This window comes from Methylobacterium sp. CM6246 (genome assembly GCF_054818005.1).
The window spans coordinates 4317536-4342750 of sequence record NZ_JBTXKY010000001.1 but is presented as its reverse complement, the minus strand read 5'-3'; the positions used below and the strand labels follow the sequence as shown (position 1 = coordinate 4342750).

The following is a 25215-nucleotide window of genomic DNA, read 5'->3' as shown; positions in this document are numbered from 1 at the left end:
GGGTCGTAGAGCCAACCGCAAGGTACAGGGCCTGCGGCGAGGCCAAGATGAAGGAGTGGCCGGGACGATGGCGAGACCCGTGATCGGCGTCATCGGAAACGCGCGCCTGCTCGACAACCGGTTCACGGCACAGATCGTCGGCCAGAACAACCTCCGGGCGGTGGCCGAAGTGGCCGAGGCCCTGCCGCTGATGTTCGCCGGCTGCCCCGGGATCACCGATCTCGGCGACCTCCTCGACACGGTCGACGGCATCCTGCTCACCGGCGGCCGCGCCAACGTCCATCCAACCCGGTTCAGCACCGCGGCGGACCCCGCCCACGAGCCCTACGACGAGGCCCGCGACGCGACGGCGCTTCCGCTGATCGAGGCCTGCGTGGCGCGGGGCGTACCACTGTTCGGCATCTGCCGCGGGTTTCAGGAGATGAACGTCGCCTTCGGTGGCAGCCTGCACCCGGAGATCCGCAACCTGCCCGGGCGCCTCAACCACCGGATGCCACGGCTCGAGAACGGCGAGATTCACCCGGACCTCGAAGTGGTGTTCGCCGACCGCCACGCGGTCCGCCTCACCCCGGGCGGCGCCTTCGCGCGGCTGCTCGGGCGCGAGACGATCCGGGTGAACTCCTTGCACGGCCAGGGCATCCTGAAGCCGGGCGCCCGTATCGTGATCGAAGGCATCGCCGAGGACGACACCATCGAGGCGATCCGCATCCACGACGCGCCGGGCTTCGCCCTGGGCGTGCAATGGCACCCGGAGCACGACGCCGCGACCAACCCGATCAACCGGGCGTTGTTTGCGGCGTTCGGGGCTGCGACGGCGCGGAGGCGGGCCTCACGATGAGAGGCGTTGGATAGACCCTGCGACGGCCCACTATCGGCATCGCCGATCAGGCCGGCACCCTTCGATATCGCGCTGCTGCGAACGCATTTACTGCAGAAAGCAAATTGACCACACCGCGAAACGCTTTTGTTTTGATCTAGTAACAGCAGCACCGGGCGTCTGGGCGGGATCAGCACGGTCCGGCAGATGGGCAACGCGCTCGGGGACCCTGCGCGGGCGCGTCGGCTACGCCTTCGACCGCACCCTCGTGTACGGCACCGGCGGCTTCGCCTACGCAGGCGAGACCTGCCGCGGCGTCTTCCAGACGGCGGCAGCTCGCGCGTCGAGACCGGCTATGCCGTCGGCGGCGGCATCGAGTTCGCCCTGCCCACCGATTCGGCGTTCAATATCTTCCACACCAACGCCGTGACCCTCAGAGGCAAGGCGCTGTACTACGATTTCGGACGCCGCACCGTCCCGGTCGTGGCGGTCGGACCGGGCGTCGGCGCCTACGTGGCGCGCTTCCGGAACGAGGGCGTGCTCGGCCGCTTCGGCTTGAACTACAAGTTCGGCAGCTAAAGCATCGCTCCGGAAGGCGGCCGCCGGCTCGTCGATGGCTTCGCGGTCCGCTCAGGACTGCAAGCGCTCGCCGCCGACAGGGATCCCGGCTCGGTCGAGCGAGGGCCTCGCATCAAGGATCTGGCGCATTCGGCAAAAGGCCGAGTAAGTATGGCCTTCTGTTTCCGTCGGTCGGCCTTTCGTCCTCCGCATCGGCCCTGACGAGCCCGAGCGGCGTTCGCATCCGCGCCTCACGGCCGCTTCGGCACCGGCCGCCGGCAATAGGCGCGCGCCTCCGCGTCCGAGAGGCCGTCCTGGGCCGTCACACATTGATCGAGGGTCAGGCCGATGCTGGCCGCGTAGGTCTGGTTCGGCGACAGGGCCTCGCGGGCGAGACCCGCCAGGTAGACCAGGAACGCGGCCACCGCGACCAGGGTCACGGCCACGATGGCGCGGTTCAGCATCGGTCCCGCTCCCGTCCACGCCGGAGGACCCAGCGGCCCATCACGGGAACCCGACCAACAGTTGCGCCAGCGCGAGCAGCACGAGGCCCGCGCAGATCAGCACGACGGCGGTGCGATCGAGATCAGGCCGGCCCATCGCGGGCCGGCCTAACCCATCGTGCCGGGTACTGGAACCGGTACGATACGCTGGCTTTCTGATGCGCATCGGCTTTTTGCCGAACACCGGTGGCCGCCTTTCAGGATGATGCTCCCGCATCCGCCGTAGAGCGGGCGGCGCCCGGCGCGGAGCTCACTGGAGCACGCCCCACAGGCCCGCGGCCAGGCCGAAGGTGAGCGCCAGCATCGCGGCGCCGAGCAGGGCGCGATCGATCCTGCGTGCGATGCGAGCCTCAGACTGCAACACGATCATGGCGCGCCCTCCCTCGGGCCGTAGAATGGGGAGCGCCTGTTGCTGCTCGATGTCCCCGCGTCTCTGTCCCTATCGGCGCGTCGGCGCGGCACAGGAACACCCCGGTCGAGCCATCGTTGGACCCATAACCCAACGCGAGACCCCGCATGACCACAGATCCCCTGCACAAGTATCCCCGTCCGCCGTTCGAGGCGCAGCCGCAGAGCTTTCCGGGCAAGACCGGCCGCATGGCGCCCGAGCCCGATCACGGCGAGGAGAGCTACAAGGGCGCGGGCAAGCTCACCGGCAAGGTCGCGCTGATCACCGGTGGCGACAGCGGCATCGGCCGCGCGGTGGCGATCGCCTACGCCCGCGAGGGGGCCGACGTCGCTATCTCGTACCTGCCCGACGAGCAGGCGGATGCCGAGGCGGTGAGCGGCTGGATCGAGAAGGCGGGTCGGCGCGCGCTGCTGCTGCCGGGCGACCTCAAGGATCCCGCCTACGGCCGCTCGATCGTGGCCCGCACCGCAGAGACCTTCGGACGCCTCGACGTGCTTGTGAACAACGGCGCGTTCCAGCAGCCGAACCAGGGCCTGGACGCCATCGAGGACGCCATCTTCGAGGACCATTTCCGCACGAACGTGTTCGGCCCGTTCTACGTGACCAAGGCGGCGCTCGCCCACCTGAAGCCCGGCGCGTCGGTGATCTTCACCTCCTCGGTGAATTCCAAGCATCCGATGCCGTCCCTCATGGCCTATAGTGCGACCAAGGGCGCACTGAGCAACATGGTGCTGAGCCTGTCCCAACTCCTGGCCGAGAAGGGCATCCGGGTGAACGGCGTGCTGCCGGGCCCGATCTGGACGCCGTTCATCCCGTCCGGAATGAGCCAGGATTCGGTGAAATCCTTCGGTAGCCAGGTGCCGTTCGGCCGCCCGGGCCAGCCGGCCGAGCTCGCCTCCGCGTACGTGATGCTGGCCTCCGAGGAGAGCAGCTACACGTCGGGGGCGCTCGTCACCGTGGCCGGCGCGATGCCGGTGTTCTGAGACGGACCGCTCCCGCTTTCTGCATCCGGGAACACCGCCGGGCTTGCCACCGGGCGGTGTCCCAGACCCGCGCGCTTTTCGAGGCTCGCCCGCCCGTGGTATCAACAGGCCTCCTCCTCGATCCACCGGAAGACACCGACCGCGCCCCGAGGCGCGGGGCGCCGGCAGGACACGGGTCAACACGGATCTTGCACACGTGACGGCGGCTGAGACTTGCGGCGCACTTCCGGGATGGCGGTTCTCCGTCGCCCCGATGATGGACTGGACCGATCGCCATTGCCGGGCCTTCCACCGCACCCTCTCGGCGCGGGCGCGGCTTTATACCGAGATGGTGACCACGGGCGCGGTGCTGCATGGCCCGCGCGAACGGCTACTTGGGTTCTCCGAGCAGGAGCATCCGGTCGCGGTCCAGCTCGGCGGGTCGGATCCGGCCGAGCTGGCGCAGGCGGCGCGGATCGCGGCGGAGTTCGGCTACGCCGAGATCAACCTCAATGTCGGCTGCCCGTCCGATCGGGTGCAGGACGGCCGCTTCGGCGCCTGCCTGATGCGCGAGCCGGCCCTGGTCGGCGACTGCGTGGCAGCCTTGAAGGCAGCCGTGTCGGTTCCCGTGACGGTCAAGTGCCGGATCGGCGTCGACGACCAGGATCCCGAGGCGGCCCTGGATGCGCTCGCCGACGCGGTCGTGGCCGCGGGGGTGGACGGGCTGATCGTCCACGCCCGCAAGGCCTGGCTCCAGGGGCTGTCGCCCAAGGAGAACCGCGACGTGCCGCCCCTCGATTACGGCCGCGCCGCACGGCTGAAGCGGCGGCTCGGCGCCCTGCCGGTGGCGGTCAACGGCGGGCTGCGCGACCTGGATACGGTGCGCGCGCACCTCGCCGAGGTGGACGGCGCGATGGTCGGGCGCGCCGCCTATACCGAGCCGGCGCTGTTGCTCGGCGTCGATCCGGAGCTGTTCGGCGTGGCCGCGCCCGTCCCTGACGCCTTCGCGGCCATGGCAGCGTTCGAGCCCTACCTGGCTGAGGTCCTGGCCCGGGGCGAGCGTCTGCATGCCGTGACTCGCCACATGCTCGGTCTGTTCAACGGGAGGCCCGGCGCCCGGGCCTTCCGGCGCCACCTCTCGACCCACGGAATGCGGCCCGATGCCGGACTCCAGACCCTGCGGGATGCGGTCGCCCTGGTCTCGCGCGAAGTGCCGGAGGCGCGGGCGGCGTGAGCGGCGCCCCGTCTCAGCGTATCGTGCCGGGCATCTGTACGATGCGCTAGATCACTGATCCGCATTGTCTTTTCCGAAGGCGGCAGCCGGCTCTTGGAACGATGCTTCAGGGCGGGCTCAGGATCAGCCGGTCGCCTCGGACCTCGTAGGCCGACAGGCGCGTCAGGAAGGTCTGGCCCAGCAGGTTGCCGGCCAGCGAGCCCGGCCGCGCCACCATGGCGTTCACCCGGCGCTCGGTGATGGTGCCGATGCGCAGAGAATCCAGCTGGATCGGCGCCGCATACGCTATGCCGTTGGCCGTGGACACCCGGGCGGTGAAGTCGGCCGCCGCCGGGGTGAGACCCAGGGCGGCGGCATTCTCGGCGGTCAGCACCACGCTGCTCGCGCCGGTGTCGAACAGGAACGGCTGCACGCGGCCGTTGACCTCGGCCTCAACCCGGAAGTCGCCGTCCGCCCGCCGGGTGATCGTGACGCCGCCGCCGGGCCCGGAGACGGCCGAGCCCGGCCGGAGTTCGCTGAGCATCCGGGCCCCAACGCCCTGGAACTGGCCGCGGTAGCTGTAACCGATGACCAGGGCGAGCCCGATCAGCGCCCAGGCCAGGAGCGCCCGCAGGCTCGGGCCGAGCGAGGTCGTGATCTGCCGCCAGTAGCCGGCGACCACCAGGATCAGGATGCCCCCCGTCGAGGCGAGCCCGGCGAGGTGGTCGGGCTCGATCACGCCGCCGATGGTGTCGCTGCCGTCGCTGAGGACCAGCACGGCCATGACCAGCGCGATGGCGGCGAGCCCGAGATAGATCATGACGGCAGCGGCTCCTCGAGGGGGATGAAACCCGCCGCGCGCAGCCGCGCGCCGAGCCCGGCCATGATGGCGCGCCGCCGCGCCTCCGGCATCCCGCCCCAGGTGGCGATCTCGTCGCGGGTCCGACCGCAGCCGCGGCACAACCCGCTGCCGGCGTCGAGCACGCAGACCTTGGTGCAGGGGGACGAGGGTTTGGGCGCGGGCTGCATCGCGGATCCTTGGCCGACGGATCGTGGCCCGATCAAGGCCCTGAATGCCGCATCAATCCGCCAACGCCGCCACCAGGGCCAGCAGCGCGGCGATCTCGGCGAGCTGCTGGCAGGCGCCGATCACGTCGCCGGTCTGGCCGCCGATCTTGCTTCGGGCGAGCCGGGTGAGGGCGAGCACCGCGAAGCCGGCGCACGGGATCATCAGCGCGACGCCGGCCACCGGCAGGCCGAGAAGAACGCTTCCCAGCGCGACGGCGAGGCCGCTGCCGAGGGCGATCCGAAGGCTCCCCCGGTCCGGGCGGCCGACCGCGGCGGAGAGCCCCCCGGGGCGGGCCGGCGGCAGCAGCACCATCGGGGCGAGCGCCGCGAGCCGCGACAGGGCGGCGACCAGGACGAGCGCGGTCGCGGCGGCGTAGCCGGCGCGGTCCAGGAGCGTCGCCAGCGCGCCGATGCGCAGGGCGAGCGCCAGGACCAGGGCCGCCCCGCCATAGGCGCCGATCCGGCTGTCACGCATGATCTCCAGGCGCCGTTCAAGCGTGGCGCCGCCCCCGAAGCCGTCGGCGACGTCGGCCAGGCCATCCTCGTGGAGCGCCCCGGTGGCCAGGACCATGACGGCCACCGCGAGGGTCGCGGCCAGGAACGGCCCGAGCCCGATCCACCAGCCGGCCGCCAGCGTCAGGGCGGCGGGCAGGGCCAGGATCACGCCGGCCAGCGGCAGCATCCGGGGCAGGGCGGTGAAATCGGGGACCCGGTGCGGATCGGGCTCGCCGGGCAGTTGCGGGATGGGCAGGCGGGAGTAGAACCGCAGGCACCCGGCGAGGTCGTAGAGGGCGGCGCGCCCGGGCCAGTCGGCCTCCCCGCCGGTCTGCCTGTCCATCGCGGTCACTCCCCCACCGCCCCCGGCGGGGCGAGCCGATCGCGAACGGTCGGGCGGCGCAGGACCACTATAGTCGCCCCGCCACGTCGCCGTCTCCCCGTTCGCGGGCGCCCACAGGAAATCATCGCCGCCATGACCGACGCCGCCAAGACTGATCCAGGTCCGTTCGACGACATCCGCAACCTGCTCAAGGCGATGCCGGGCCCGGACCGGGACGCGCAGGAGGCGGTGGCCGCCCGGGACGCGAGCCTGACCAAGCCGGCGGGCTCGCTCGGACGGATGGAGAGCCTCGTCTCCTGGCTGGCGGCCTGGCAGGGCAAGGCGCCGCCGAGCCTCGACAGGCCGCTGGTCTGCGTCTTCGCCGGCAGTCACGGGGTGACGCGCAAGGGCGTCTCGGCCTTCCCGGACGCGGTCAACCGCCAGATGCTCGACAACTTCGCGGCCGGCGGGGCGGCGATAAACCAGATCTGCGCGGCCTACGGGCTCGGCTTCAAGGTGTTCGACTTGGCCCTCGACATGCCGACCGGCGACATCACCGAAGGCCCGGCGCTCGATGAGCGCGCCACCGTGGCGACCATGGCGTTCGGCATGGAGGCGGTGGCCGCCGGCACCGATTGCCTCGGCATCGGCGAGATGGGCATCGGCAACACCACGGTGGCTGCCGCCCTCTACGCCGCCCTGTTCGGCGGCGAGCCCGCCCACTGGGTCGGACGCGGCACCGGCGTCGACCAGGATGGGCTCGCCCGGAAAGTGGCAGCCGTCGAAGCCGCGCTGGCTTACCATGCCGGCCATCTCGACGACCCGCTCCAGGTGCTCGCCCGGCTCGGCGGCCGCGAGATCGCCGCCATGGCGGGCGCGATCCTAGCGGCCCGGCTGCAGCGCATCCCGGTGGTGATCGACGGCTACGTCGCCACCGCGGCGGCGGCACTGCTGCACGCCGTGGACCCGACCGCGCTCGACCATTGCCTGGCCGGCCACGTCTCGGCGGAGGGCGTCCACGCGGAGGTGCTGGAGCGGCTCGGCCTGGTGCCGCTCCTGGCCCTGGGGATGCGGCTCGGCGAGGGCTCGGGGAGCGCCATGGCGATCGGCCTGCTCAAGGGCGCGCTCGCCTGCCACACCGGCATGGCGACCTTCGCGCAGGCGGGCGTTTCAGGGAAGAGCGGCGGGTAGGCGTAGGACCGGACCTCGACGCGCTCGCCTCATTGAGGTCCGGTCTCAGGCGATGGATTTCTGCTCGATCACGCCACGCCACCCCATGCCCCGATAGGTCTCGTAACCGGGCGTCTCGTGGAACGCGACCAGGGCGCCGCGCTCGTTCAGATAATAGCCCTGCGCTTGATCCTCGGTGCGAAGTGGGTAGGTCTCGCTCAGCATGCCCTGCCCCCACGAGCAGGCGATCACCCGGTGGCGCGCGTCCAGAAGCATCACGCGGGTCCGCTCCTTCTCGCCGGCCCCTAGCCGGACGCCGTCGACGATGGCCTTGGCTTGCGGCTGCCAGTCGAAATGGATCGCCAGAACGCCAAGTGGCGCGCCGTCGCTTCGACCGTCGGCGCGAATGCTCGCGCAGTAGGTGGCGACTTGCGCGCCCCGGAGCCGAGTCTCGGTCCGCACGTCGGCCACAGCGAAGGCGTCGCCGCTCCGCAGTGTCACGGCATCCCTGAACCAAGATTCTCGCCCGACCTCCGAGCCGACGACGTCCGGGTATGTGTCGGGGCGGCCGTTCGCGAGGACGCGGCCGTCCAAATCGCACAGCCACAGGTCCAGGTAGACTGTGTACGCAGAGAGGATGACGCCCAGACGTTGTGTAGCGTAGGCGGCCGCCTCCGCGCTCGGGTCGGAGCCGCATGCGACGACCGCCGCGTCCGTTGCCCACCAGCGCACGTCGCAGGTCCGCTCGTAGAGATTACGGTCTATCAACTCGACGGCGTTCAGGGCCAGGTCCACGCTGCGGACGGCGGAAGCCTCGTCGGTCAGGCGGCTCACTGCCTGGGTCAGATCGTCGACGCCGGTACTCAGGTCCAGACGCAGGATCGAGGTCAGTCGATCGACCTGCGTCGACACGGCGCGGACTTCCTGGGCGACGACCGAGAAGCCCAGCCCCTTCTCGCCGGCATGCGCCGCCTCGATCAGCGCGTTCAGAGCCAGCAGCTTCATGCGGCTGGCAATGGTTTGAATGGATGTCAGATGCGAGGTCGCTTGGCTCTTCAATGTCTGGGCCGATATGTTCACAAGATCCGCAACAGCAAAATTGCTCATATCCGCCTCATGCGTTTGACATAACGGGAATATTATCGAGTAAATCTGGCGTGAATAAATAAGCATGATTTATGCCAGACGATATGATGTCATTCCGTATCGTCAAAAATTTGATTTTTATAATATATCTATACTACAAATTATCAACTTGCTGTCACACGTTAGGTAGAAATTCTAAAATTCAGCACAATATTATTATCGTAGCAAGTCAATTTCGAAAAATCTACGACTTTGCATAGATATAGGAAAACAGACGCAGAGAGGAAACGCCCATCGGCACGTCACGCTCATTCACGCCCTGGAGAGGCTGGGGCATCACAGCGGACGCTGGCGATCCGAGGGGAAATGGAGACGCGTCAGCCGGTTGCCTCCGTCGAACCATGTTTTGCATGGAGGCTATCGTCGGCGCTATTCCGGCGCTCCGACCGCCCGGCCTTGCGACCGCGACCCATGAACATCACCCAAGCCTTCACCTTCGAGGCGGCCCACCGGCTGCCGAACGTGCCCGCGACGCATCGCTGCCATCGGATGCACGGGCATTCCTACCGCGTCGAGCTGACCGTCTCCGGGCCCGTGGATCCCCATACCGGCTGGGTGATCGACTTCTACGAGATCGAGAGCATCTTCGGGCCGCTGCTGGCGCGGCTCGACCACCATTGCCTCAACGAAATCGAGGGGCTGGAAAACCCGACCGCCGAGAATATCGCGGCCTGGATCTGGCAACGGCTGCGGCCGGATCTGCCGGGGCTCGCCCGGGTGCGGGTCGCGGAGACGCCGATGTCCTGGGCGGAGTACGATGGCGACTGACGACACGATCATCGGCGACCGCTCGGCGCTGGTCCTGTTCTCCGGCGGCCAGGATTCGGCCACGTGCCTCGCCTGGGCGCTCGACCGGTACGACCATGTCGAGACGTTGGGGTTCGATTATGGCCAGCGTCACCGGGTCGAGCTGGATCGTCGGGCCGTGCTGCGGGCCGGCATGGGCCGCATCGACCCCACCTGGGCGGGACGCCTCGGTGACGACCACACGGTCGCGCTCGAAGCGCTGGGAAAAATCTCCGAGACGGCGCTGACCCGGGACGCCGAGATCGGGTTCGAGGCGTCGGGCCTGCCCAACACCTTCGTGCCCGGTCGCAACCTCGTGTTCCTGACCTTCGCGGCGGCGCTCGCCTACCGGCGCGGCATCCGGCACGTGGTCGGCGGCATGTGCGAGACCGACTATTCCGGCTATCCCGATTGCCGGGACGACACGATCAAGGCGCTGCAGGTCGCGCTGAACCTCGGCATGGAGCGCCGTTTCGTGCTGCACACGCCGCTGATGTGGCTCGACAAGGCGCAGACCTGGGGCCTCGCCGAGGCTCTGGGCGAGCGGGCGCTCGTCGACCTGATCGTGGAGGACAGCCACACCTGTTATCTCGGCGAGCGCGGGGCACGGCATGCCTGGGGCTACGGTTGCGGCACCTGCCCGGCCTGCCGGCTGCGGGCGGACGGCTTCGCAAGGTTCACCGCGGCCTGAGACCGTCCACCAGCACCGCCAGCGTCCCCGAAAACGCCGCCGGGCTCGCGAACAGCCGCTCCATCAGCAGCGCCCCCTCCAGCGTAGCGATGACGTAGCGGGCGAGCGCGGCCGGTTCCTGGCCACGCTGGACGCTGCCGTCAGCCTGGCCCGCGCGCAGGATCGTCTCCAGCCAGGCGAGATGCGTCTCGAAGAACGCCGCGATGTCGGCGCGCAGGCGCTCGGGCAGGGCCTCGCCCTCGATGGCCAAAGCCGCGCACAGGCACCCGAGCCCCTGCTCGACGCCGCCGAGATAGAGCCGGCCATAGGCCGCGATCCGGCCGGGACCGTCCGGCACCGCGGTGCCGATCCCCGTGAGGGCGTCGTCGTAGCGCGCCGCGTAAGCTGCCACCAGGGCGGCGCCGAGATCGACCTTGGTGGGAAAATGATGGTGGATGCTCGCCTTGCGGATCCCCACCGCTCCGGCGAGGTCGGCGTAGCTGAAACCGGCATAGCCGCGCCCCCGGACCAGAATCTCGGCTTGGCTCAGCAGCTCGGCCCGTGTGTCGCGCATCGCTCAGACATCGTTTCTGGGGCTCGCGCGAACGTGTGACGGTCCGGGGCCCGACCTCCAACATGCCACTTGACCACCGAAAGATCTACCTACTTAATGGTAGGCAAGAAGAATAGGGAGGTTCCGGCATGACGGCGTCCGCCGTCCATCAAGGCGAATCCGTCGCCGTAGGCCGCCCCCTGTCGCGGCGTGACGCCCTGTTCGCCGGCCTCTGCCTGTGCTGCCTGCCGGGTCTCGGGCGCGCCGCCGAGGGCTTCGCGATGGAGGAGGTCGGACCCGGCATCTTCATGCGCCAGGGCCTGACCGCGGACGCTTCGACCGACAACGCCGACGCCATCGCCAATATCGGTTTCCTCATCGGCCGGGACGGCGTGCTCGTGACCGAGACCGGCGGCAGCTTGGTGGACGGCCAGTGGCTGCGGGCCGAGATCGCCAAGCGAACCCCGAAGCCGATCACCCACGTGGTGCTGACCCATGTCCATCCGGACCACGTGTTCGGGGCAGGGGCCTTCGTGCAGGACAAGCCGGTCTTCATCGGCCACGCCAAGCTCGCCGAGGCCCTGCGTGCGCGGGGCGAATTCTACCGTCAGCGCCTGATCGAGATGCTCGGCGCCGATCGCACCGGGCCGGTGGTCTACCCGACGCTGAGCGTGGCCGACACGGCCGAGATCGACCTCGGCGACCGGCGCCTGACCTTCACGGCGCACGGGCCGGCCCATACCAGCTGCGACCTGTCGATGCGCGATTCCGCCAGCGGCCTTCTGTTCCCCGCCGACCTGCTGTTCGTGAACCGGATCCCGTCCCTCGACGGCAGCCTGCGGGGCTGGCTCAAGGAGATCGAGCGGCTGAAGGCCATGGGGGCGACCCGGGCGGTGCCGGGCCATGGGCCGGTCTCTGTCGATCTCGCCCCGGCACTGGACGACCTGAGCGGCTACCTGACCGCCCTGCGCGACGGCACCCGGGCGGCGATCGCCAAGGATGTCTCGATCGAGAAGGCGGTGGCCAGCGTCGCCCGGGACCAGCGGGACAAGTGGGCCCTGTTCGACACCTATAACGGCCGCAACGTCACCGTGGCCTATCAGGAACTCGAGTGGGAATAGTCGCTCGAACCTCCATATTGAGACCAACCGGGAGAAACGCCATGACGCTCAAGACCGCCCACGCGGCAGCGCTCGCCCTGATCCTCGCAACCACCGCCCTGTCGGGACCCGTCCGGGCCGCCGGCGCCTCCGACACCGAGCAGGAGCGGACCGCGCGCTGGCAGGAGATCGCCAAGTCGATCTTCGGCGACCGCGCCATCGAGACCACCGACAACCTGGTGAAGATCGACGCGCCGGCGCGCGCGCTCGACGCCGCCCTGGTCCCCATCACCCTGACCATGCCGCAGGACGGGCAGATCAAGGCCGTGTCGCTGATCATCGACGACAACCCGGCGCCCTACGCGGCCCGGTTCGAGTTCGGGCCGGCCGCCGACCCGACGGAGCTGAAACTCCGGGTGCGGGTCAACAACTACACCGACATGCATGCCGTGGTGGAGACCCAGGACGGCAAGCTCTACGAGGCCAAGCAGTTCGTGAAGGCGTCCGGCGGCTGCTCGGCCCCGATGGGCATGAGCGACGAGGAGGCCATGAAGGGCATGGGCGACATGCGGATGAAGTTCGCCGAGACGAAGGTCGGCAAGCCCGTGGAGGCGACGCTGATGATCCGCCACCCGAACTTCTCCGGCATGCAGATGAACCAGGTCACCCGCGACTACACGCCGGCCCGCTACATCGACAAGCTCACCGTCTCGGCTGGCGACCGCAAGGTCTTCACGATGACGGGCGACATCTCGATCGCCTCGAACCCGGTGATCAACTTCGCGTTCAAGCCGGACGGCAAGCCGCTCCAGGTCGCGGCGAGCGACAATGCCGGCGGTAGCTGGCAGCACAGCTTCACCCCGCCGAGCCCGACGAACTGACCATGCGGCGCGCATCCCTGATCGGTCGGCTGGCGGCGGCGTTGGCCGCCGTCGGCTGCCTCGCCGCCGCACCGGCCGATTCCCCCGTCAACGTGCCCGAGCCGGAGGGGCTCTACGCCGGTCCGCCCAAGGGCTACACCCCGCAAACCCTGCAGGGCGCCACGGTGGTCGATGCCGACGCGCTCGCCGCCCTGATGACGGGGCCGGACAAACCGGTGCTGATCGACGTCGCCGCCCCCGACCGCAAGCCGTCGAACTTCCCCGAAGGCCGCCTCTGGCTGCCGGTGCATCCCTCGATCCCCGGCTCGATCTGGCTGCCGCTGGCCGGGGCCGAGCCGATCGCCCCGGAGCGGGAGGCCCTGTTCTACGCCCGGGTCGCGGAGCTGACCGGCGGCGAAACGGGAAAACCTGTCGTGGTGTTCTGCCATGTCGAGTGCTGGGGTAGCTGGAACGCGGCCAAGCGTCTGGTCCGCAAGGGCTATACCGGCGTGCGCTGGTTCCCCGAGGGCGTCGAGGGCTGGCAGGAGAGGCACGAGACCATGACCCTGCGGGAGGATCCGGCCTGGAAGGCTGCCGCCGAGCCCCAGGCGGGACGCTGACCCGCGGGGCGGTGCGGTGTATGAAGGGTACCAGAAGCGCTGGGACGGGCCCGCCCTGTACGGGCTCGTTCAGCACGTGGGTCTCCTTCCCCCTCTGCGGGGGAGGGTGGCTCGCGAAGCGGGTCGGGAGGGGGGAGCGCCGTTTCCGAAGGGGTCGCGGCGGAGCTGAGATCCTGCTTCGTCGTGCTGCGCATCTCCCGACCTCTGCTGACGCAGGGGCCATCCTCCCCAACGAACGGGGAGGAAAAACCGTGGTGTTTCGGGCGCCCTCCGCCGACCCCGATGAGCCGAAAGAGGTCTGAACCATGTCGCAGGTCGTGCAGTCGCGCCGGCTCCGAGCCATCGACATCGGAAAGCGCAAAGCCGAGGGGCGCAAGATCATCGCGCTCACCGCCTACCATGCCCACACCGCCGGCATCGTCGATCCCTATTGCGACTTCATCCTGGTGGGCGATTCGCTCGGCATGGTGATGCACGGGATGGAATCGACCATTCCGGTGACCCTGGAGATGATGATCCTGCAGGCGCAGGCGGTGATCCGCGGCACCGCCAAGGCGCTGGTGGTGGTCGACATGCCGTTCGGCTCCTACGAGGCCAGCCGGGAGCAGGCCTTCCTCAACGCCGCCCGGGTGCTCAAGGAGAGCGGGGCGGGGGCGATCAAGATGGAGGGCGGGGCGCATTTCGCCGAGACGGTGGCGTTCCTGGTCCAGCGCGGCGTGCCGGTGATGGGCCATATCGGCCTGACCCCGCAGGCGGTGAACACGATGGGCGGGTTCAAGGTCCAGGGCCGGGCGCCGGACGACGAGCGCCGCCTGCTGGAGGATGCCCGCGCGATCTCAGAGGCCGGGGCCTTCGCGATCGTGCTGGAGGGCATCGTCGAGCCGGTGGCGCGCGCCATCGCGACGTCCCCGCAGGTCACCGCCGCCACCATCGGCATCGGCGCCTCGGCGGTCTGCGACGGGCAGATCCTGGTGCTGGAGGATATGCTGGGCCTGTCCGAGCGCACCCCCAAGTTCGTCCGCCAGTTCGGGTCGCTGCGAGCCCATATCGAGGACGCCGTCAAAGCCTACGCCGACGCCGTGCAGGCCGGGCGGTTCCCGGCGGACGACCACACCTACGGGTAGGGGCGACCACGCGCCCTACGCCGGCGCGCTGGTCCCGGCCGCGTCGGGCAGCAGCATCGTGAGCGCGCGCAGGGCCGCGCTGGCCTCCCCCTTCCAGACCAGGCGGGTCCGGTTGACGCGCAGGTGCGGCGGCAGCGGATGGCGCTCGACCGCCGTGCTCATCACCGCATTGTCGAGCACCGCCGCCGGCACGATGGCGATACCGGTGCCGGCGGCCACGCAGGCCACGATGGCGTGGTACGAGCTCATCTCCAGAACCCGGTCGTAGGACGCCCCATCCTCCGCCAGCCACGCGATCAGGCGCTGGCGATAGGAGCAGCCGTGCGGGAACGCCACCAGGGTCCGCCGGCCGGAGCCGTTGCCGATCCCGGACGCGTTCCGGCCGGTGATCAGCACCAGCTCCTCGTCGAAGGCCGGCACCGACGACAGGCTCACGTGATCGAACGGTTCGGAGACGAAGGCCGCCTCGATCTCGAAGCGCTCGAGGTGCCGGAGCATGGCGCGGCTCGTCCCGGTCTGCAGCTCGATCGTGACGTCGGGGAACTGTGCGTGGAAGGCCGACAGGATCGGCGGCAGCCGCGCGCCCGCCGCGCTCTCCAGCGAACCCAGCCGCAGGACGCCGCGGACCACACCGCTGCGCAGCTCCTGCTCGGCCAGATCGGCCATCCGCAGCAGCGTCTCGGCATGGCCCAGGAGAATGCGTCCCGCCTCGGTGAGGTTCAGGTTGCGGCCCTCGCGGCGGAACAGGGCCACGCCCAGCCGCGCCTCGAACTGCTTGATCCGGGTCGTCACGTTGGACGGGACCCGGTGCAGCCGCGTCGCCGCCCGCGTCACCCCGCCCTCCCGGACCACGCAGCGGAAAATATCGAGATCGTCCAGATCCATCGTTCTCATCAAGAGAACCGTACGTCACAAAAATTCATTTTCCAAGAACGTCCGATCGGTGTTCAAGAGGTGCCGCCATGAGCACGCACCCGCACGCCCCGACCGATCCGAAGCACCCAGCCTGGCCAATCGTCGCCAGCGGCCTCGTCGCCCTCGCGGTCGCGATGGGGATCGGCCGGTTCGCCTTCACGCCCCTGATGCCGCTGATGATGCGCGACGGCACCCTCACCGCCGCCGCGGGCGCCGAATGGGCGGCGGCGAACTATGTCGGGTATTTGGTCGGTGCGCTGACGGCCCCCTGGTTCGCCCGCGCTCCGCTCCGGGGCCTCCTCCTCAGCCTCGCCGGCGTGGCGCTGACGACGGTGGCGATGGCGGCGGCCGATCACGCCGCGCCCGCCGGCCTCGGGGCGGGATTGCGGGCCCTGGCCGGCGTGTTCAGCGCGTGGGCGCTGATCTGCGCGAGCGGCTGGTGCCTGGCCGAGCTTGCCCGGTGCCACGTCGCGCGGCTCGGCGCGTGGATCTACACCGGCGTCGGCCTCGGCATCGCGCTGGCCGGCGCGCTGGCCTGGCTGGGCGGAACCCAACCGGCGACGCGGCTGTGGCTCGAACTGGGCCTCGTCGCAGGGCTGGGTGCGCTGCTCGTCGGGTTCCTGTCCCGGGGACAGGGCATGGCCCCGGCCCGGATCGAGGAGCGCGAGGGCGCGTCCTTCGCACGTCCTTCCCGGAGCGGGCAGGCGGCCCTGGTCCTGTGCTACGGCATCTTCGGGTTCGGCTACATCGTGCCGGCCACGTTCCTGCCGGCGATGGCCCGCGAGCTGGCCTCGGACCCCCGGGTGTTCGGCCTGACCTGGCCGCTGTTCGGCCTCGCCTCGGCCCTGTCGGTGGCGGCGGTGGCCCGGTGGCTGGCGAGCGTGCCGCGGCGGCTTCTCTGGGCGTCGGCCCAGGGCCTCATGGCGCTGGGCACCGGACTGCCCCTGGTCGCCCACACCCTGTGGGCGGTCGCAGCCTCGGCGGTGCTGGTGGGCGGCACCTTCATGGTTGCCACCATGGCGGGCCTGCAACTGGCCCGCGAGGCGCGGCCCGACAACCCGACGCCGCTCCTCGCCCGCATGACCGCCGCCTTCGCGGCCGGGCAAATCCTCGGGCCGGTGCTGGTGCGCCTGCTGGGTCCCGGCCGCCGCGCCGGCTGGGACGCCCTGGACTGCACCGGTGCCATCGCCACGGTTCTACTGGTGCTGACCGCCCTGTGGCTGTGGCGCGCCGCGCGCGCATCGCCCGAGAGGCTGGTGCCCGTCTGACACGGCGTCAGATCGCACAACCCGATCTCGTAAGCCCCCTGGCCGGCACCGTTGAGCGACGCTGTGCCGATCACCCCACCCGCCGCGAGGGCAGCCGCAACCCCGGCGCCGGCCGTTCCAAGAGCACCTCCCGGCGGAAGCGCACCAGGCGTGCCGGCCGTCCGGCGGTGCCGCTGGTGAGGGCCTCGGTCTCCTCCACCAGACCCTGCTGGGCAACGAGCCGGCGAAAGTTCTGCTTGTGCAGCTGCGTGCCCGACAGGGCCTCGACGGTGCGCTGGAGCTGGAGCAGCGTGAAGGCCGGAGGCATCAGCTCGAACACCACCGGGCGATACTTGATCTTGCCGCGGAGCCGGCCGATCGCGGTGGCGAGCACCCGGCGGTGGTCGAAGGCCATCGGCACGCCGGTCGGGTCGTTCGGCACCGCCGGGCCGGCATTGCCGCGCGCCTCCGGGATCAGGCCGGCCTCGAACAGCAACTCGTAGCGCTCCAGCACGCGCTCCTCGTTCCAGGTGCCGCCGTTCATCCCGAAGGTCAGGCCGAGCCGGTCGAGGCGCCGGGTGCGGATCGCGCAATCCGCGGGCTCGGCGGCCCAGGCGGCGAGCCGCGTCTCGATCGCGTCGAGCTGGGGCGGCCGGCCTTTGCGGAAATCCTCGTACGGGAGGTAGCGGTACCAGTTCTGCCACGCCGCCTCGGCCAAGCCGGCCGGGCGCTCCTCCCGGACCAGTGCGAGGTAGGCCACCGAGAGCGAATGCGCGTCCGGCATGTCGGCGGTGCCGGAGCGGTCGCGGTCGCCGAAGGTGTAGAGCTGCTCGACATAGCCGAGGCGCTGGTGCGTCTGCCGCTCGACCCAGGCGCGCAGGCCCCGCTCCAGGGTGGCGTGCTCGGGCACGAGCGGCCCGGCCGGGAGGCCGTCGCCGCGGCCCGGGGCCTGATCCGGAACCCGAATGGTCAGGGCGCGCGGCTCCCCCTTGGTCGCCGCGACGATCACCGCGACGAGGCCCACGGAGGAGCGCTCCGGCAGGGCCTGTGCCCCGCGCGCACCCGTCTGCGCCTCGCCGACCGCCATCGTCCCTCTATAAAACCTCTCCCGCCGGGTGCGGGATCTCAGATCGATACGTCTCTATAGGGGCACAGGATCGCCGCGCGTCAACGCGGCCGTGTGACCGGACGTCTTGCAAAGCCGGCGGCCGCTGCCCAAACAGGGCCGCCCGAGATGCGCCGGCGCGGGGCCGGCGCGGGGCCAGTTCCGGCGGGGGCCGGCGACCAGAATGGCAGCGCGCGCGAACTCCGCGACAGCCGGAAGCCGGCCCGTCGACCTGCGGCTCTACGGCCTCCTCGATGTCGGCGTCTGCGGCGCCGACGGCGATCACTTGGCGCGGCTCGCCGCCGACGCGGCGACGGGGGGCGCGACCCTGCTCCAATACCGCGAGAAGGACATCCCGGACACCCGCGCCGCGCTGGCGCGGATCCGGGCGATCCAGGCTGCCGTGGGCGGGCGGGTGCCTGTGCTGGTCAACGACCGGGTCGATCTGGCCCTGGCGGCCGGGGCGGACGGCGTCCATCTCGGACAGAGCGACCTGCACCCGGCCGAGGCGCGCCGTCTCCTCGGGGAGGGGGCGATCATCGGGCTGACCGTGAAGACCGCCGCCCAAGCCGACGAGCTGTACCGCCTCCCGGTCGACTACGCCTGCATCGGCGGCGTGTTCGCCACCACCAGCAAGGACAATCCGGACCCGCCGGTCGGCCTCGACGGGTTTTCGCGCATCGCCTTCCGGGCCCGGCTTGCCCGGGGCTCCGGCTTGCCGCTCGGCGCCATCGCGGGCATCGGCCTGCACAACGCCGCCCCGGTGATCGCCGCCGGTGCGGACGGCGTCGCGGTGATCACCGCCCTGTTCGGGACCGAGCCGGTGCGCCAGCGTGCCCGGGAGCTGCGCGCGGCCATCGACGCCGCCCTGGCGGCGCGGGGAGACGCGAAGTGAGCGGCGCCAGCCCGATCGCGGTCACTATCGCGGGCTCGGATTCCGGCGGCGGCGCCGGCATCCAGGCCGACCTCAAGACCTTCTCGGCCTTGGGCGTCTACGGCGCCAGCGTGATCACGGCGCTCACCGCCCAGAACACCCGAGGCGTCCAGGGCATCCACGACGTGCCGGCCGATTTCGTGGCCCGGCAGATCGACAGCGTCTTCTCCGATCTGGCGGTCGATGCCGTGAAGATCGGCATGCTGTCGCAGATTGCGGTGATCGAGGCGGTCGCCGACGGGCTGTCACGGTGGGCCGGGACCGCCCCGGTCGTCCTCGACCCCGTGATGGTCGCCACCAGCGGCGACCGGCTGATCTCGGAGGACGCCGTGGCGGCGCTTCGCGAGCGGCTGATGGGCCGGGCCGACCTGATCACCCCCAACCTGCCGGAGGCGGCGGTGCTGCTCGGCGAGCCGGTCGCCGGGGACGAGGCGACAATCGTGGCCCAGGCCCGCCGCCTGGTCGGGCTGGGCGCCCGCGCCGTGCTGATCAAGGGCGGGCACGGGACGGGGGCGATGAGCATCGACCACCTCGTGATGCGGGAGGGTCTCGCACAGACCTTCGCGGCCCAGCGAATCGCCACGCGCAACACCCACGGCACCGGCTGCACGCTCTCCTCCGCAATCGCGGCGGGGCTCGCCCGGGGCCTGACGCTGCCTGAGGCCGTGACGGCCGCCAAGGATTACCTCACGGCCGCGCTCACCGCGGCGGACCGGCTCGCGATCGGCGCCGGCCATGGGCCGGTCCACCACTTCCACGCAATCTGGCGCTAGCTCCCGATCGCCCCTGCCTTGCGTCGGAGCAGCGATTGCGTTTGAAGAAGCGCACGATCGTTCGGATAATGGAACGGCCAGGGTGGACCGGTGACGATGCAGGACCAGGCGGAACGGCCCGACCGGACGCGCGGACGCGACCTGCTGACCGGGGCACAGGTGCTCTCCGGCCAGCTCGGCAAGACGATCCAGCGCCTGCGCAAGGCCTACAACCTCTCACTGTCGGAACTCGCCGAGCAATCGGGCGTGGCAAAGTCGATCATCAGCCAGATCGAGCGCAACGAGACGAACCCGACGCTGGCGACGATCTGGCGGCTGTCCCAGGCGCTCGACGTGTCGATCGACCGGGTCCTGGCGTCGAGCGACGAGGAGCCGTTCATCGAGAAGACCTCCCGGGCGGACACCCCGATCCTGGTCTCGGAGGATGGCAAGGTCCGGCTGGCGATCATCGGCTGGATCAAGACGATCGAGTGGCTGCAATGGTACGAGGTCACGGCCGACCTCGGCGGCGTCCTCGATTCGGACCCGCACCAGCGCGGCTCGGTGGAATCGCTCTCGGTCACCGAGGGCGCGTTCGAGGTCGAGATCGGCGGGATCGTGCAGCGCGCCCGGACCGGCGAGACCCTGCGTTACCGCTGCGACCGGCCCCACCTCGTGCGCTGCACCGAGGGCCCGGCCCGGGCCACCATGGTGGTGATCATGAAGGCCGCGGTGATGGAGTAAGGCGACCGAGGCCTCGGCCCGTCACCGCCCGGTATTCACCCAGCGCACCACGTCGGCCAGCACGGTGGTCAGAGCCTGATCGAGGGCGCGGGCGCCGTTGCCGGCATCGATCTTGGACACCGGCACGCGGGCGGTGAAGATCCGGGCGGCAGTGACCTTGCCGGTACCGTCGGCCACGAGCTTCAGGGACAGGTCGACCACCGCCTCGCCGGTCGTCGCCTGGATGTCGAAGGCGCGGATCTCGCTGATCAGCTGGTAATCCGCCACGACCTTGTCGCCGGGCCGGCTGACCGAACGGAGCCGGCCGGAATTTTCCAGGCTCTGCAGGAGGCGGGTCTGGATCAGCCGCGGCAGCCGGTCGGCCCATTGGCCGCCGCCCAGGAAGGCGAGGGCGCCACCGGATTCACGCACGATGATCCGGTCGGCCTCGAACGGCTGGATCCCCACCGGCTCCGACACCGCGATCGAGCGGCCGGCCGCAACCGGGCGCCCGGCCGGAGGGAGTGCCGCGAGATCGAAGGTCAGGGGCGTCGCACCGCCGCAGCCACCCAGCAGGGCGGCGAGCAGGGTGGCGGCGATGAGGTGGGACGAGCAGCGGGCCATACGCACAACCTGAGGAACCCCGCCGGCGAACGGCAGAGCTGTATAAGCTATGCCGCAGAAACTATCCCTCTCTCGTATAAGTGCCGTGCGCCGGGACACATCGGCCCGGCGCACGATGATTTCACCGGCCGCCGTTGTATTCGGGCAACGACGGCTTGCCGCCGAAGATCACCTGGCTCGGGTCGCGCTCCAGGCTGCGCACGGTGCGGTTCAGGGTGTTGAGGGTGCGCTGTCCGTCTCCCGACAGGGCCTCCACCTCCCGGCGGCCGGTCCCGCTCAGGCGGCCGAAATTCGTCGAGATGCTGGCGGTGCGCTTGTCGAGGTTCTCCGACATGACGCGGAAGGCCTTGCCGGCGTCGCGCACCGAGACCGCGGCCGCGCGGATCTCGGTGAACGTGCTGGAGCCCTCCTGGCCAGCGGCGGAGCCGAGGAAGCTCTGGGCGCCGTTGAGCACCGCGTCGATCTTGTCGGCCGAGGCATTGAGCTTGGCCGCCAGGGAGCGGGCGTCGTGCACGGCGCCCTCGATGTCGGGGCTGGACTTGGACAGGGCCGCCGAGAACCGGTCGGCGTTGTCGATGACGTGGCCGAGCTTCGCCCCGTCCACCGCCTTGACCAGGGTCGCGATGTTCGGGCCCGCATCGGCGAGCGTCTTCGAGAACGCCTCGACGTTGGTGAGCGCGCGATTGATCGCGCCCTCGTTGCCGGCCACGATCCGGTCCAGCCTGGCGAGCATGTCGTCGGCCCGCTGGGCGACCTGCCGGGCCAGCGCCATCATGTCCTGCATGTCGGAGGAATCGGCGAAGATCGTCGGCGGCTCCCCGTTGGCCATCGGGGCGAGCACGGGCGCGTCGGCGTTGCCGCCCGACAGGGAGATCACCGAGACGCCGGTCAGCATCGCCGAATCGAGCCGGGCGCGGGTGTCCGCCCGGAGCGGTGTCGAGGGGTCGACCTTGATCTGGGCGAGCACCCGGCGCGGGTCCTGCGGGGCGAGGCGGATATCGGTGACCTCGCCGACCTTGATGCCGTTGAAGTTCACGCTCGACCCGCGGGAGAGCCCGCCGACCGAGCCGGAGAACACGATGCGGACGACTTGGCTCACCTGCCGCGAGGAGCCGCCGGAGAGCCACAGCACGGTGCCGAAGCCCGCCAGGATGACGGCGAGGGTGAAGGCCCCGATGAGGGCGTAGTTCGCGCGGGTTTCCATGCGATCAGCCTGCGGTTCCGCTCGGCGAACACGGTCCGGCCGAGCTGCGTATCCACGATCCCGGATGGGACCGGGACGGGATCAGGGGGAAGAAGCGGTCAGGCATGCGCCGGCACCCCGGGGGTGATGGCGCGAGCCCGCTTGCCGTGGAAGTATGAGCGCAACCAAGGGTGGTCGCTCGCCAGCATCTCCTCGATCGTGCCGGCGGCGATGATCTGCCCGTCGCCCAGCGCCGCGATGCGGTCGCAGGCGGTGTAGAGGCTGTCGAGGTCGTGGGTGACCATGAACACGGTCAGGCCCAGCGTCTCCTTCAGGGTCGAGACGAGGTCGTCGAACTCGCCCGCACCGATCGGGTCGAGGCCCGAGGTCGGCTCGTCGAGGAACAGGATCTCGGGATCGAGCGCCAGGGAGCGGGCGAGCGCCGCGCGCTTGATCATGCCGCCGGACAGCTCGGACGGCAGCTTGTCGGCCGCATCCGGTTGCAAGCCGACCATCTCGATCTTGAGCCGGGCGAACTCGTCGAGCAGGCGTTCGGACAGGTCGAGATGCTCGCGCATCGGCACCTGGATGTTCTGCTTGACGGTCAGCGCCGAGAACAGGGCGCCCTGCTGGAACAGCACGCCCCAGCGCTGCTCCATGCGGCGCCGCTCGGCATAGGTCATGCCGTCGACGTCGCGGCCGAACACCTCGATCGTGCCCGCCCGCTTCGGCGTCAGGCCCAGGATCGTCCGGGTCAGCACCGACTTGCCCTGGCCCGACGGCCCGACGAAGCCCATGATCTCGCCCGCGCGGATGTCGAGGTTCAGCCCCTTGAGGATGGTGCGGTCCCGGAAGCCGACCACGAGGTCGCGCACCCGGATGATGGGCGCGGGGCCAGCGGCGGTCTCGGGCATGGCGGGGGCGATCATCACAGCGGGCTCAGAAATCGATCGCGGCGAAGAACACCGCGAACAATCCATCGAGGACGATGACCATGAAGATGGACTTCACGACTGAGGCCGTGACGTGGCGGCCCAGCGATTCGGCCGAGCCCTCCACGGCGAAGCCCTCGATCGTGGCGAGGATCCCGATGATCAGCGCCATGAACGGCGCCTTGATCAGGCCGACCATGACGTGGTGCACGCCCACCGCCGCCTGGAGCCGGACCAGGAACTGATCCAGCGTCAGCCCGCCGTACAGCATGGCGGTGAGGCCGCCGCCGGTGAGCGCGGCGATGTCGCCGATCAGCGTCAGCATCGGCAGGCCGACCATCAAGGCCAGCACCCGCGGCACGATCAGGATCTCGACGGGATCGAGGCCCATGACCCGGAGGGCATCGACCTCCTCGCGCATGCGCATCGAGCCGATCTCGGCGGTGATCGCCGAGCCCGAGCGGCCCGCCACCATGATCGAGGTGAGCAGGACGCCCATCTCGCGCAGGATCAGGAGGCCGATCAGGTTCACCACGAAGGTCTGGGCGCCGAAGCGCTGGAGCTGGAAGATGCCCTGCTGGGCGACGATGCCGCCGACCAGGAACGAGATCAGCACGATGATCGGGGCGCCGTTGAAGGCCACCTGCTGGATCTGGTTGACCAGGGCGGTGCCCCGGAACGTGCCCGGCCGCAGGGCCACGCGCCCGCAGGCGGCGATCACCTCGCCCAGGAAGGCGAGGGCGGTGACGAACTCGCGACCCCCGCGCACGGTCTCGCGGCCGACGGTGTCGAGGAACCCGACGATGCGGCCGTGCCGCAGCGGGTCCGCCGACTCGACCTCGCGCAGGCGGACCTCGCCCAGCAGGGTCCGGTGCTCGGACCGCACGCCGACATAGGTCAGCGTGCCTCCCGCCTGCTCGATCTCGGCGCGGGTCCGCTCGAGCACCCAGGCGCCCAGCGTGTCGAGCCGCTCGATCCCGGACAGGTCGACCGTCATGGAACCGGCCCGGCCGGCCGCCAGGATGCGCGCCGCATTCGCCTCGACGGTCGGCGCCTGATCGGCGGTCCAGCGCCCGTCGAGCGCCAACCGGCCATCCGCCGGCCGGTCCCGCAGCGATGCGCCGGGAACCATGCCCTCGCTCAGCAAGCCCTAACTCCTCGATTGGAGGCACCACCCTGCCGTGTGGTTATGTCGACATTACGGTTGACGATCCGTATCCGACGTCACGCGGTCGGAGGCGAGCGCCAGACCCAGGCCACAGGCGGCGAGCGGCGCCATCAGCAGGAAGGCGAGGGGGCCGCCGGTCCGGTAGGCGAGCCCGCTCGCCAGGGTGGCGACCACGGAGATTCCGGCGTTGACCGCGCTGAGCGTGCCCTGCGCGCGGCCCCGCGCGCCCTCGGGGGCGAAGGCCGACACCGCCGCCATCGCGCCGAGCTGCGTCGCCCCGAAGGTCAGGCCGTGCAGGCATTGGAGCGGTACCAGGGCGGCCAGGTGGTCGCCGAGAAGATACATGCCGACCGCGCGCAGGATCGCCGCCGCCGCGCCCAGAGCCAGGAGCCGCACCGGGCTGCGCCAGGCGGCGGGGAGGGCGGTGATGCCGGCAAACAGCGCGATCTCGGCCAGCACGCCGGTCGCCCAGAGCGAGCCGACCCAGGCCGGTGCGATCCCCTGGCTGGTCCAGTAGATGCTGCCGAACCCGTAGATCGCCCCGTGGCTCGCCTGGATCGCCGCCGCGGCGCCGATGCAGAGCCACAGCCTGAGCGGCAGGCGCGGCCGCATGGTCCCGGACGGGACCTGCGGCAGCGCCACCACCGAGCGGCTGCGCCAGGCCACGAACCCCGCCGCCAGGGCGAGGCCGGTGAGCAGCAGCGGCACCGCGAGCTGGCCGCCGAGCGCCGAGAGCATCAGGCCGCCCACGAGGTTGGCCAGCAGGAACGCGATGGAGCCCGCCATCCGGATCCGGGCGTAGACCAAGCGGGCGTCGCGGCGCACGGCCGCCAGCGTCAGGTAGTCGATGCACGGCACCAGCGGCGCGCCGGCCACGGCGTTGAGGACGATGAGCGACGCGAGCGCGGGCCAGCCGATCCCGGCGGCGCCGGGCATCAGCGCGTAGGTCAGGCTGAGGGCGAGGCTGCCGAGCATGATCAGCCGCCGCGGACCCAGCCCGCGGTCGAGCAGGCTCATCAGCGGCGCCGTCGCGACGATCCGCGTGGCGATCGGCAGGGCGAGCAGCACGCCGATCACCCCGGCATCGAGGCCGAGCCCGTCGAGCCAGAGCGGCATGAACGGCATCGCGATGCCGATCTCGGTGAAGACGACGGCGTAGAGCAGCGACAGGCGCGCCGGGCCGGACGGTCGATGCAAGGATGGAAGGTCCCGGAGGAAGGGAGGCGGGTTCGGGGCGTCCCGGGTCCCGGGTCCGA

The 25215-nt window shown here is 70.5% G+C and carries 29 protein-coding genes; 15 read left to right on the top strand and 14 right to left on the bottom strand.

Features of this window, described 5'->3' with window-relative positions; translation table 11 throughout:
- Positions 1 to 67 precede the first annotated feature (67 nt).
- Positions 68 to 838, top strand: coding sequence for a gamma-glutamyl-gamma-aminobutyrate hydrolase family protein (locus ACYQPG_RS21060; RefSeq protein WP_461231683.1), 771 nt, complete (start codon positions 68 to 70; stop codon positions 836 to 838).
- 186 nt (positions 839 to 1024) lie between these two features.
- On the top strand, positions 1025 to 1396 hold the full coding sequence (locus ACYQPG_RS21055) for a hypothetical protein (protein ID WP_461231682.1): 372 nt from the start codon (positions 1025 to 1027) through the stop codon (positions 1394 to 1396).
- A gap of 230 nt (positions 1397 to 1626) precedes the next feature.
- Here the strand turns inward: ACYQPG_RS21055 and ACYQPG_RS21050 are convergent, their stop codons facing one another.
- Positions 1627 to 1839 (bottom strand): hypothetical protein, encoded by a 213-nt coding sequence (locus ACYQPG_RS21050; RefSeq protein ID WP_147938455.1) that lies wholly within the window; start codon positions 1837 to 1839, stop codon positions 1627 to 1629.
- 40 nt (positions 1840 to 1879) lie between these two features.
- Entirely contained in the window at positions 1880 to 2062 is a 183-nt protein-coding gene (locus ACYQPG_RS21045; RefSeq protein WP_147909061.1) for a hypothetical protein, read from the bottom strand.
- A gap of 332 nt (positions 2063 to 2394) precedes the next feature.
- Between ACYQPG_RS21045 and ACYQPG_RS21040 the strand changes: the two genes are divergently transcribed.
- Together ACYQPG_RS21040 and dusA are read left to right on the top strand one after the other, a co-directional pair.
- Complete coding sequence (locus tag ACYQPG_RS21040) at positions 2395 to 3270, top strand: SDR family oxidoreductase (protein WP_461231681.1); 876 nt, start codon at positions 2395 to 2397, stop codon at positions 3268 to 3270.
- 196 nt (positions 3271 to 3466) lie between these two features.
- On the top strand, positions 3467 to 4483 hold the full coding sequence (dusA, locus tag ACYQPG_RS21035; protein WP_461231680.1) for a tRNA dihydrouridine(20/20a) synthase DusA: 1017 nt from the start codon (positions 3467 to 3469) through the stop codon (positions 4481 to 4483).
- Positions 4484 to 4589: 106 nt separating this feature from the next.
- Here the strand turns inward: dusA and ACYQPG_RS21030 are convergent, their stop codons facing one another.
- Genes ACYQPG_RS21030 through cobS form a run of 3 tightly spaced genes read right to left on the bottom strand, consistent with a single transcriptional unit; the run spans position 4590 to position 6368 of the window.
- Positions 4590 to 5282, bottom strand: a complete 693-nt coding sequence (locus ACYQPG_RS21030) for a retropepsin-like aspartic protease family protein (protein ID WP_461231679.1) — start codon at positions 5280 to 5282, stop codon at positions 4590 to 4592.
- Positions 5279 to 5491, bottom strand: a complete 213-nt coding sequence (locus tag ACYQPG_RS21025; protein ID WP_447672062.1) for a DUF1289 domain-containing protein — start codon at positions 5489 to 5491, stop codon at positions 5279 to 5281. Before ACYQPG_RS21025 ends, ACYQPG_RS21030 begins: the two co-directional genes overlap by 4 nt.
- Positions 5492 to 5543: 52 nt before the next feature.
- Complete coding sequence (cobS, locus tag ACYQPG_RS21020) at positions 5544 to 6368, bottom strand: adenosylcobinamide-GDP ribazoletransferase (RefSeq protein WP_461231678.1); 825 nt, start codon at positions 6366 to 6368, stop codon at positions 5544 to 5546.
- Between the two features lie 132 nt (positions 6369 to 6500).
- Between cobS and cobT the strand changes: the two genes are divergently transcribed.
- On the top strand, positions 6501 to 7538 hold the full coding sequence (gene cobT, locus ACYQPG_RS21015; RefSeq protein WP_461231677.1) for a nicotinate-nucleotide--dimethylbenzimidazole phosphoribosyltransferase: 1038 nt from the start codon (positions 6501 to 6503) through the stop codon (positions 7536 to 7538).
- Positions 7539 to 7583: 45 nt separating this feature from the next.
- Here cobT and ACYQPG_RS21010 read toward each other — a convergent pair whose 3' ends face one another.
- Positions 7584 to 8624 carry a methyl-accepting chemotaxis protein gene (locus ACYQPG_RS21010; protein ID WP_461231676.1) on the bottom strand — a complete coding sequence of 347 codons (1041 nt, stop codon included), beginning with the start codon at positions 8622 to 8624 and terminating at the stop codon, positions 7584 to 7586.
- A gap of 450 nt (positions 8625 to 9074) precedes the next feature.
- On the opposite strand from ACYQPG_RS21010, the gene queD reads away from it, so the two are divergent.
- On the top strand, positions 9075 to 9431 hold the full coding sequence (gene queD / locus ACYQPG_RS21005) for a 6-carboxytetrahydropterin synthase QueD (protein ID WP_147909053.1): 357 nt from the start codon (positions 9075 to 9077) through the stop codon (positions 9429 to 9431).
- Complete coding sequence (gene queC, locus ACYQPG_RS21000) at positions 9421 to 10140, top strand: 7-cyano-7-deazaguanine synthase QueC (RefSeq protein WP_461231675.1); 720 nt, start codon at positions 9421 to 9423, stop codon at positions 10138 to 10140. The genes queD and queC overlap by 11 nt, the downstream gene beginning before the upstream one ends.
- Here queC and ACYQPG_RS20995 read toward each other — a convergent pair.
- Positions 10127 to 10693, bottom strand: coding sequence for a TetR/AcrR family transcriptional regulator (locus tag ACYQPG_RS20995; RefSeq protein WP_461231674.1), 567 nt, complete (start codon positions 10691 to 10693; stop codon positions 10127 to 10129). The two genes, queC and ACYQPG_RS20995, sit on opposite strands and share 14 nt — an antisense overlap.
- Before the next feature lie 128 nt (positions 10694 to 10821).
- On the opposite strand from ACYQPG_RS20995, the gene ACYQPG_RS20990 reads away from it, so the two are divergent.
- The 4 genes from ACYQPG_RS20990 to panB all read left to right on the top strand — a co-directional run bounded on the left by ACYQPG_RS20990 (position 10822) and on the right by panB (position 14376).
- A complete protein-coding gene (locus tag ACYQPG_RS20990) occupies positions 10822 to 11793 on the top strand; it encodes a quinoprotein relay system zinc metallohydrolase 2 (protein ID WP_461231673.1) in 972 nt (323 codons plus the stop codon).
- 41 nt (positions 11794 to 11834) lie between these two features.
- A complete protein-coding gene (locus tag ACYQPG_RS20985; protein ID WP_147909049.1) occupies positions 11835 to 12653 on the top strand; it encodes a quinoprotein dehydrogenase-associated SoxYZ-like carrier in 819 nt (272 codons plus the stop codon).
- A 2-nt stretch (positions 12654 to 12655) separates the two neighbouring features.
- Positions 12656 to 13252 carry a rhodanese-like domain-containing protein gene (locus tag ACYQPG_RS20980; RefSeq protein WP_461231672.1) on the top strand — a complete coding sequence of 199 codons (597 nt, stop codon included), beginning with the start codon at positions 12656 to 12658 and terminating at the stop codon, positions 13250 to 13252.
- A gap of 305 nt (positions 13253 to 13557) precedes the next feature.
- On the top strand, positions 13558 to 14376 hold the full coding sequence (panB, locus tag ACYQPG_RS20975) for a 3-methyl-2-oxobutanoate hydroxymethyltransferase (protein WP_147909047.1): 819 nt from the start codon (positions 13558 to 13560) through the stop codon (positions 14374 to 14376).
- Positions 14377 to 14391: 15 nt separating this feature from the next.
- Here panB and ACYQPG_RS20970 read toward each other — a convergent pair whose 3' ends face one another.
- Positions 14392 to 15270 carry a LysR substrate-binding domain-containing protein gene (locus ACYQPG_RS20970; protein ID WP_461231671.1) on the bottom strand — a complete coding sequence of 293 codons (879 nt, stop codon included), beginning with the start codon at positions 15268 to 15270 and terminating at the stop codon, positions 14392 to 14394.
- A gap of 68 nt (positions 15271 to 15338) precedes the next feature.
- Here ACYQPG_RS20970 and ACYQPG_RS20965 point away from each other — a divergent pair, with 68 nt between their 5' ends.
- Positions 15339 to 16559, top strand: coding sequence for a YbfB/YjiJ family MFS transporter (locus tag ACYQPG_RS20965; protein ID WP_461231670.1), 1221 nt, complete (start codon positions 15339 to 15341; stop codon positions 16557 to 16559).
- A gap of 70 nt (positions 16560 to 16629) precedes the next feature.
- On the opposite strand, the gene ACYQPG_RS20960 is transcribed toward ACYQPG_RS20965, so the two are convergent.
- Positions 16630 to 17625 (bottom strand): NUDIX hydrolase, encoded by a 996-nt coding sequence (locus tag ACYQPG_RS20960; RefSeq protein ID WP_419830135.1) that lies wholly within the window; start codon positions 17623 to 17625, stop codon positions 16630 to 16632.
- Positions 17626 to 17827: 202 nt separating this feature from the next.
- On the opposite strand from ACYQPG_RS20960, the gene thiE reads away from it, so the two are divergent.
- The 3 genes from thiE to ACYQPG_RS20945 all read left to right on the top strand — a co-directional run bounded on the left by thiE (position 17828) and on the right by ACYQPG_RS20945 (position 20073).
- Positions 17828 to 18538, top strand: coding sequence for a thiamine phosphate synthase (thiE, locus tag ACYQPG_RS20955; protein WP_147909043.1), 711 nt, complete (start codon positions 17828 to 17830; stop codon positions 18536 to 18538).
- Positions 18535 to 19350: a bifunctional hydroxymethylpyrimidine kinase/phosphomethylpyrimidine kinase gene (thiD, locus tag ACYQPG_RS20950; RefSeq protein WP_461231669.1), complete on the top strand. Its 816-nt coding sequence runs from the start codon at positions 18535 to 18537 to the stop codon at positions 19348 to 19350. Before thiE ends, thiD begins: the two co-directional genes overlap by 4 nt.
- Before the next feature lie 96 nt (positions 19351 to 19446).
- Positions 19447 to 20073: a helix-turn-helix domain-containing protein gene (locus ACYQPG_RS20945; RefSeq protein ID WP_147909041.1), complete on the top strand. Its 627-nt coding sequence runs from the start codon at positions 19447 to 19449 to the stop codon at positions 20071 to 20073.
- 21 nt (positions 20074 to 20094) lie between these two features.
- Here ACYQPG_RS20945 and ACYQPG_RS20940 read toward each other — a convergent pair whose 3' ends face one another.
- The 5 genes from ACYQPG_RS20940 to ACYQPG_RS20920 all read right to left on the bottom strand — a co-directional run bounded on the left by ACYQPG_RS20940 (position 20095) and on the right by ACYQPG_RS20920 (position 25156).
- Positions 20095 to 20676: an ABC-type transport auxiliary lipoprotein family protein gene (locus tag ACYQPG_RS20940; RefSeq protein WP_147909040.1), complete on the bottom strand. Its 582-nt coding sequence runs from the start codon at positions 20674 to 20676 to the stop codon at positions 20095 to 20097.
- Positions 20677 to 20797: 121 nt separating this feature from the next.
- A complete protein-coding gene (locus ACYQPG_RS20935; protein WP_147909039.1) occupies positions 20798 to 21880 on the bottom strand; it encodes an MlaD family protein in 1083 nt (360 codons plus the stop codon).
- Between the two features lie 98 nt (positions 21881 to 21978).
- On the bottom strand, positions 21979 to 22788 hold the full coding sequence (locus tag ACYQPG_RS20930; RefSeq protein WP_187277788.1) for an ABC transporter ATP-binding protein: 810 nt from the start codon (positions 22786 to 22788) through the stop codon (positions 21979 to 21981).
- A 10-nt stretch (positions 22789 to 22798) separates the two neighbouring features.
- Complete coding sequence (locus tag ACYQPG_RS20925; RefSeq protein WP_147909066.1) at positions 22799 to 23923, bottom strand: ABC transporter permease; 1125 nt, start codon at positions 23921 to 23923, stop codon at positions 22799 to 22801.
- A gap of 66 nt (positions 23924 to 23989) precedes the next feature.
- Complete coding sequence (locus tag ACYQPG_RS20920) at positions 23990 to 25156, bottom strand: MFS transporter (protein ID WP_461231668.1); 1167 nt, start codon at positions 25154 to 25156, stop codon at positions 23990 to 23992.
- Positions 25157 to 25215: the final 59 nt, after the last annotated feature.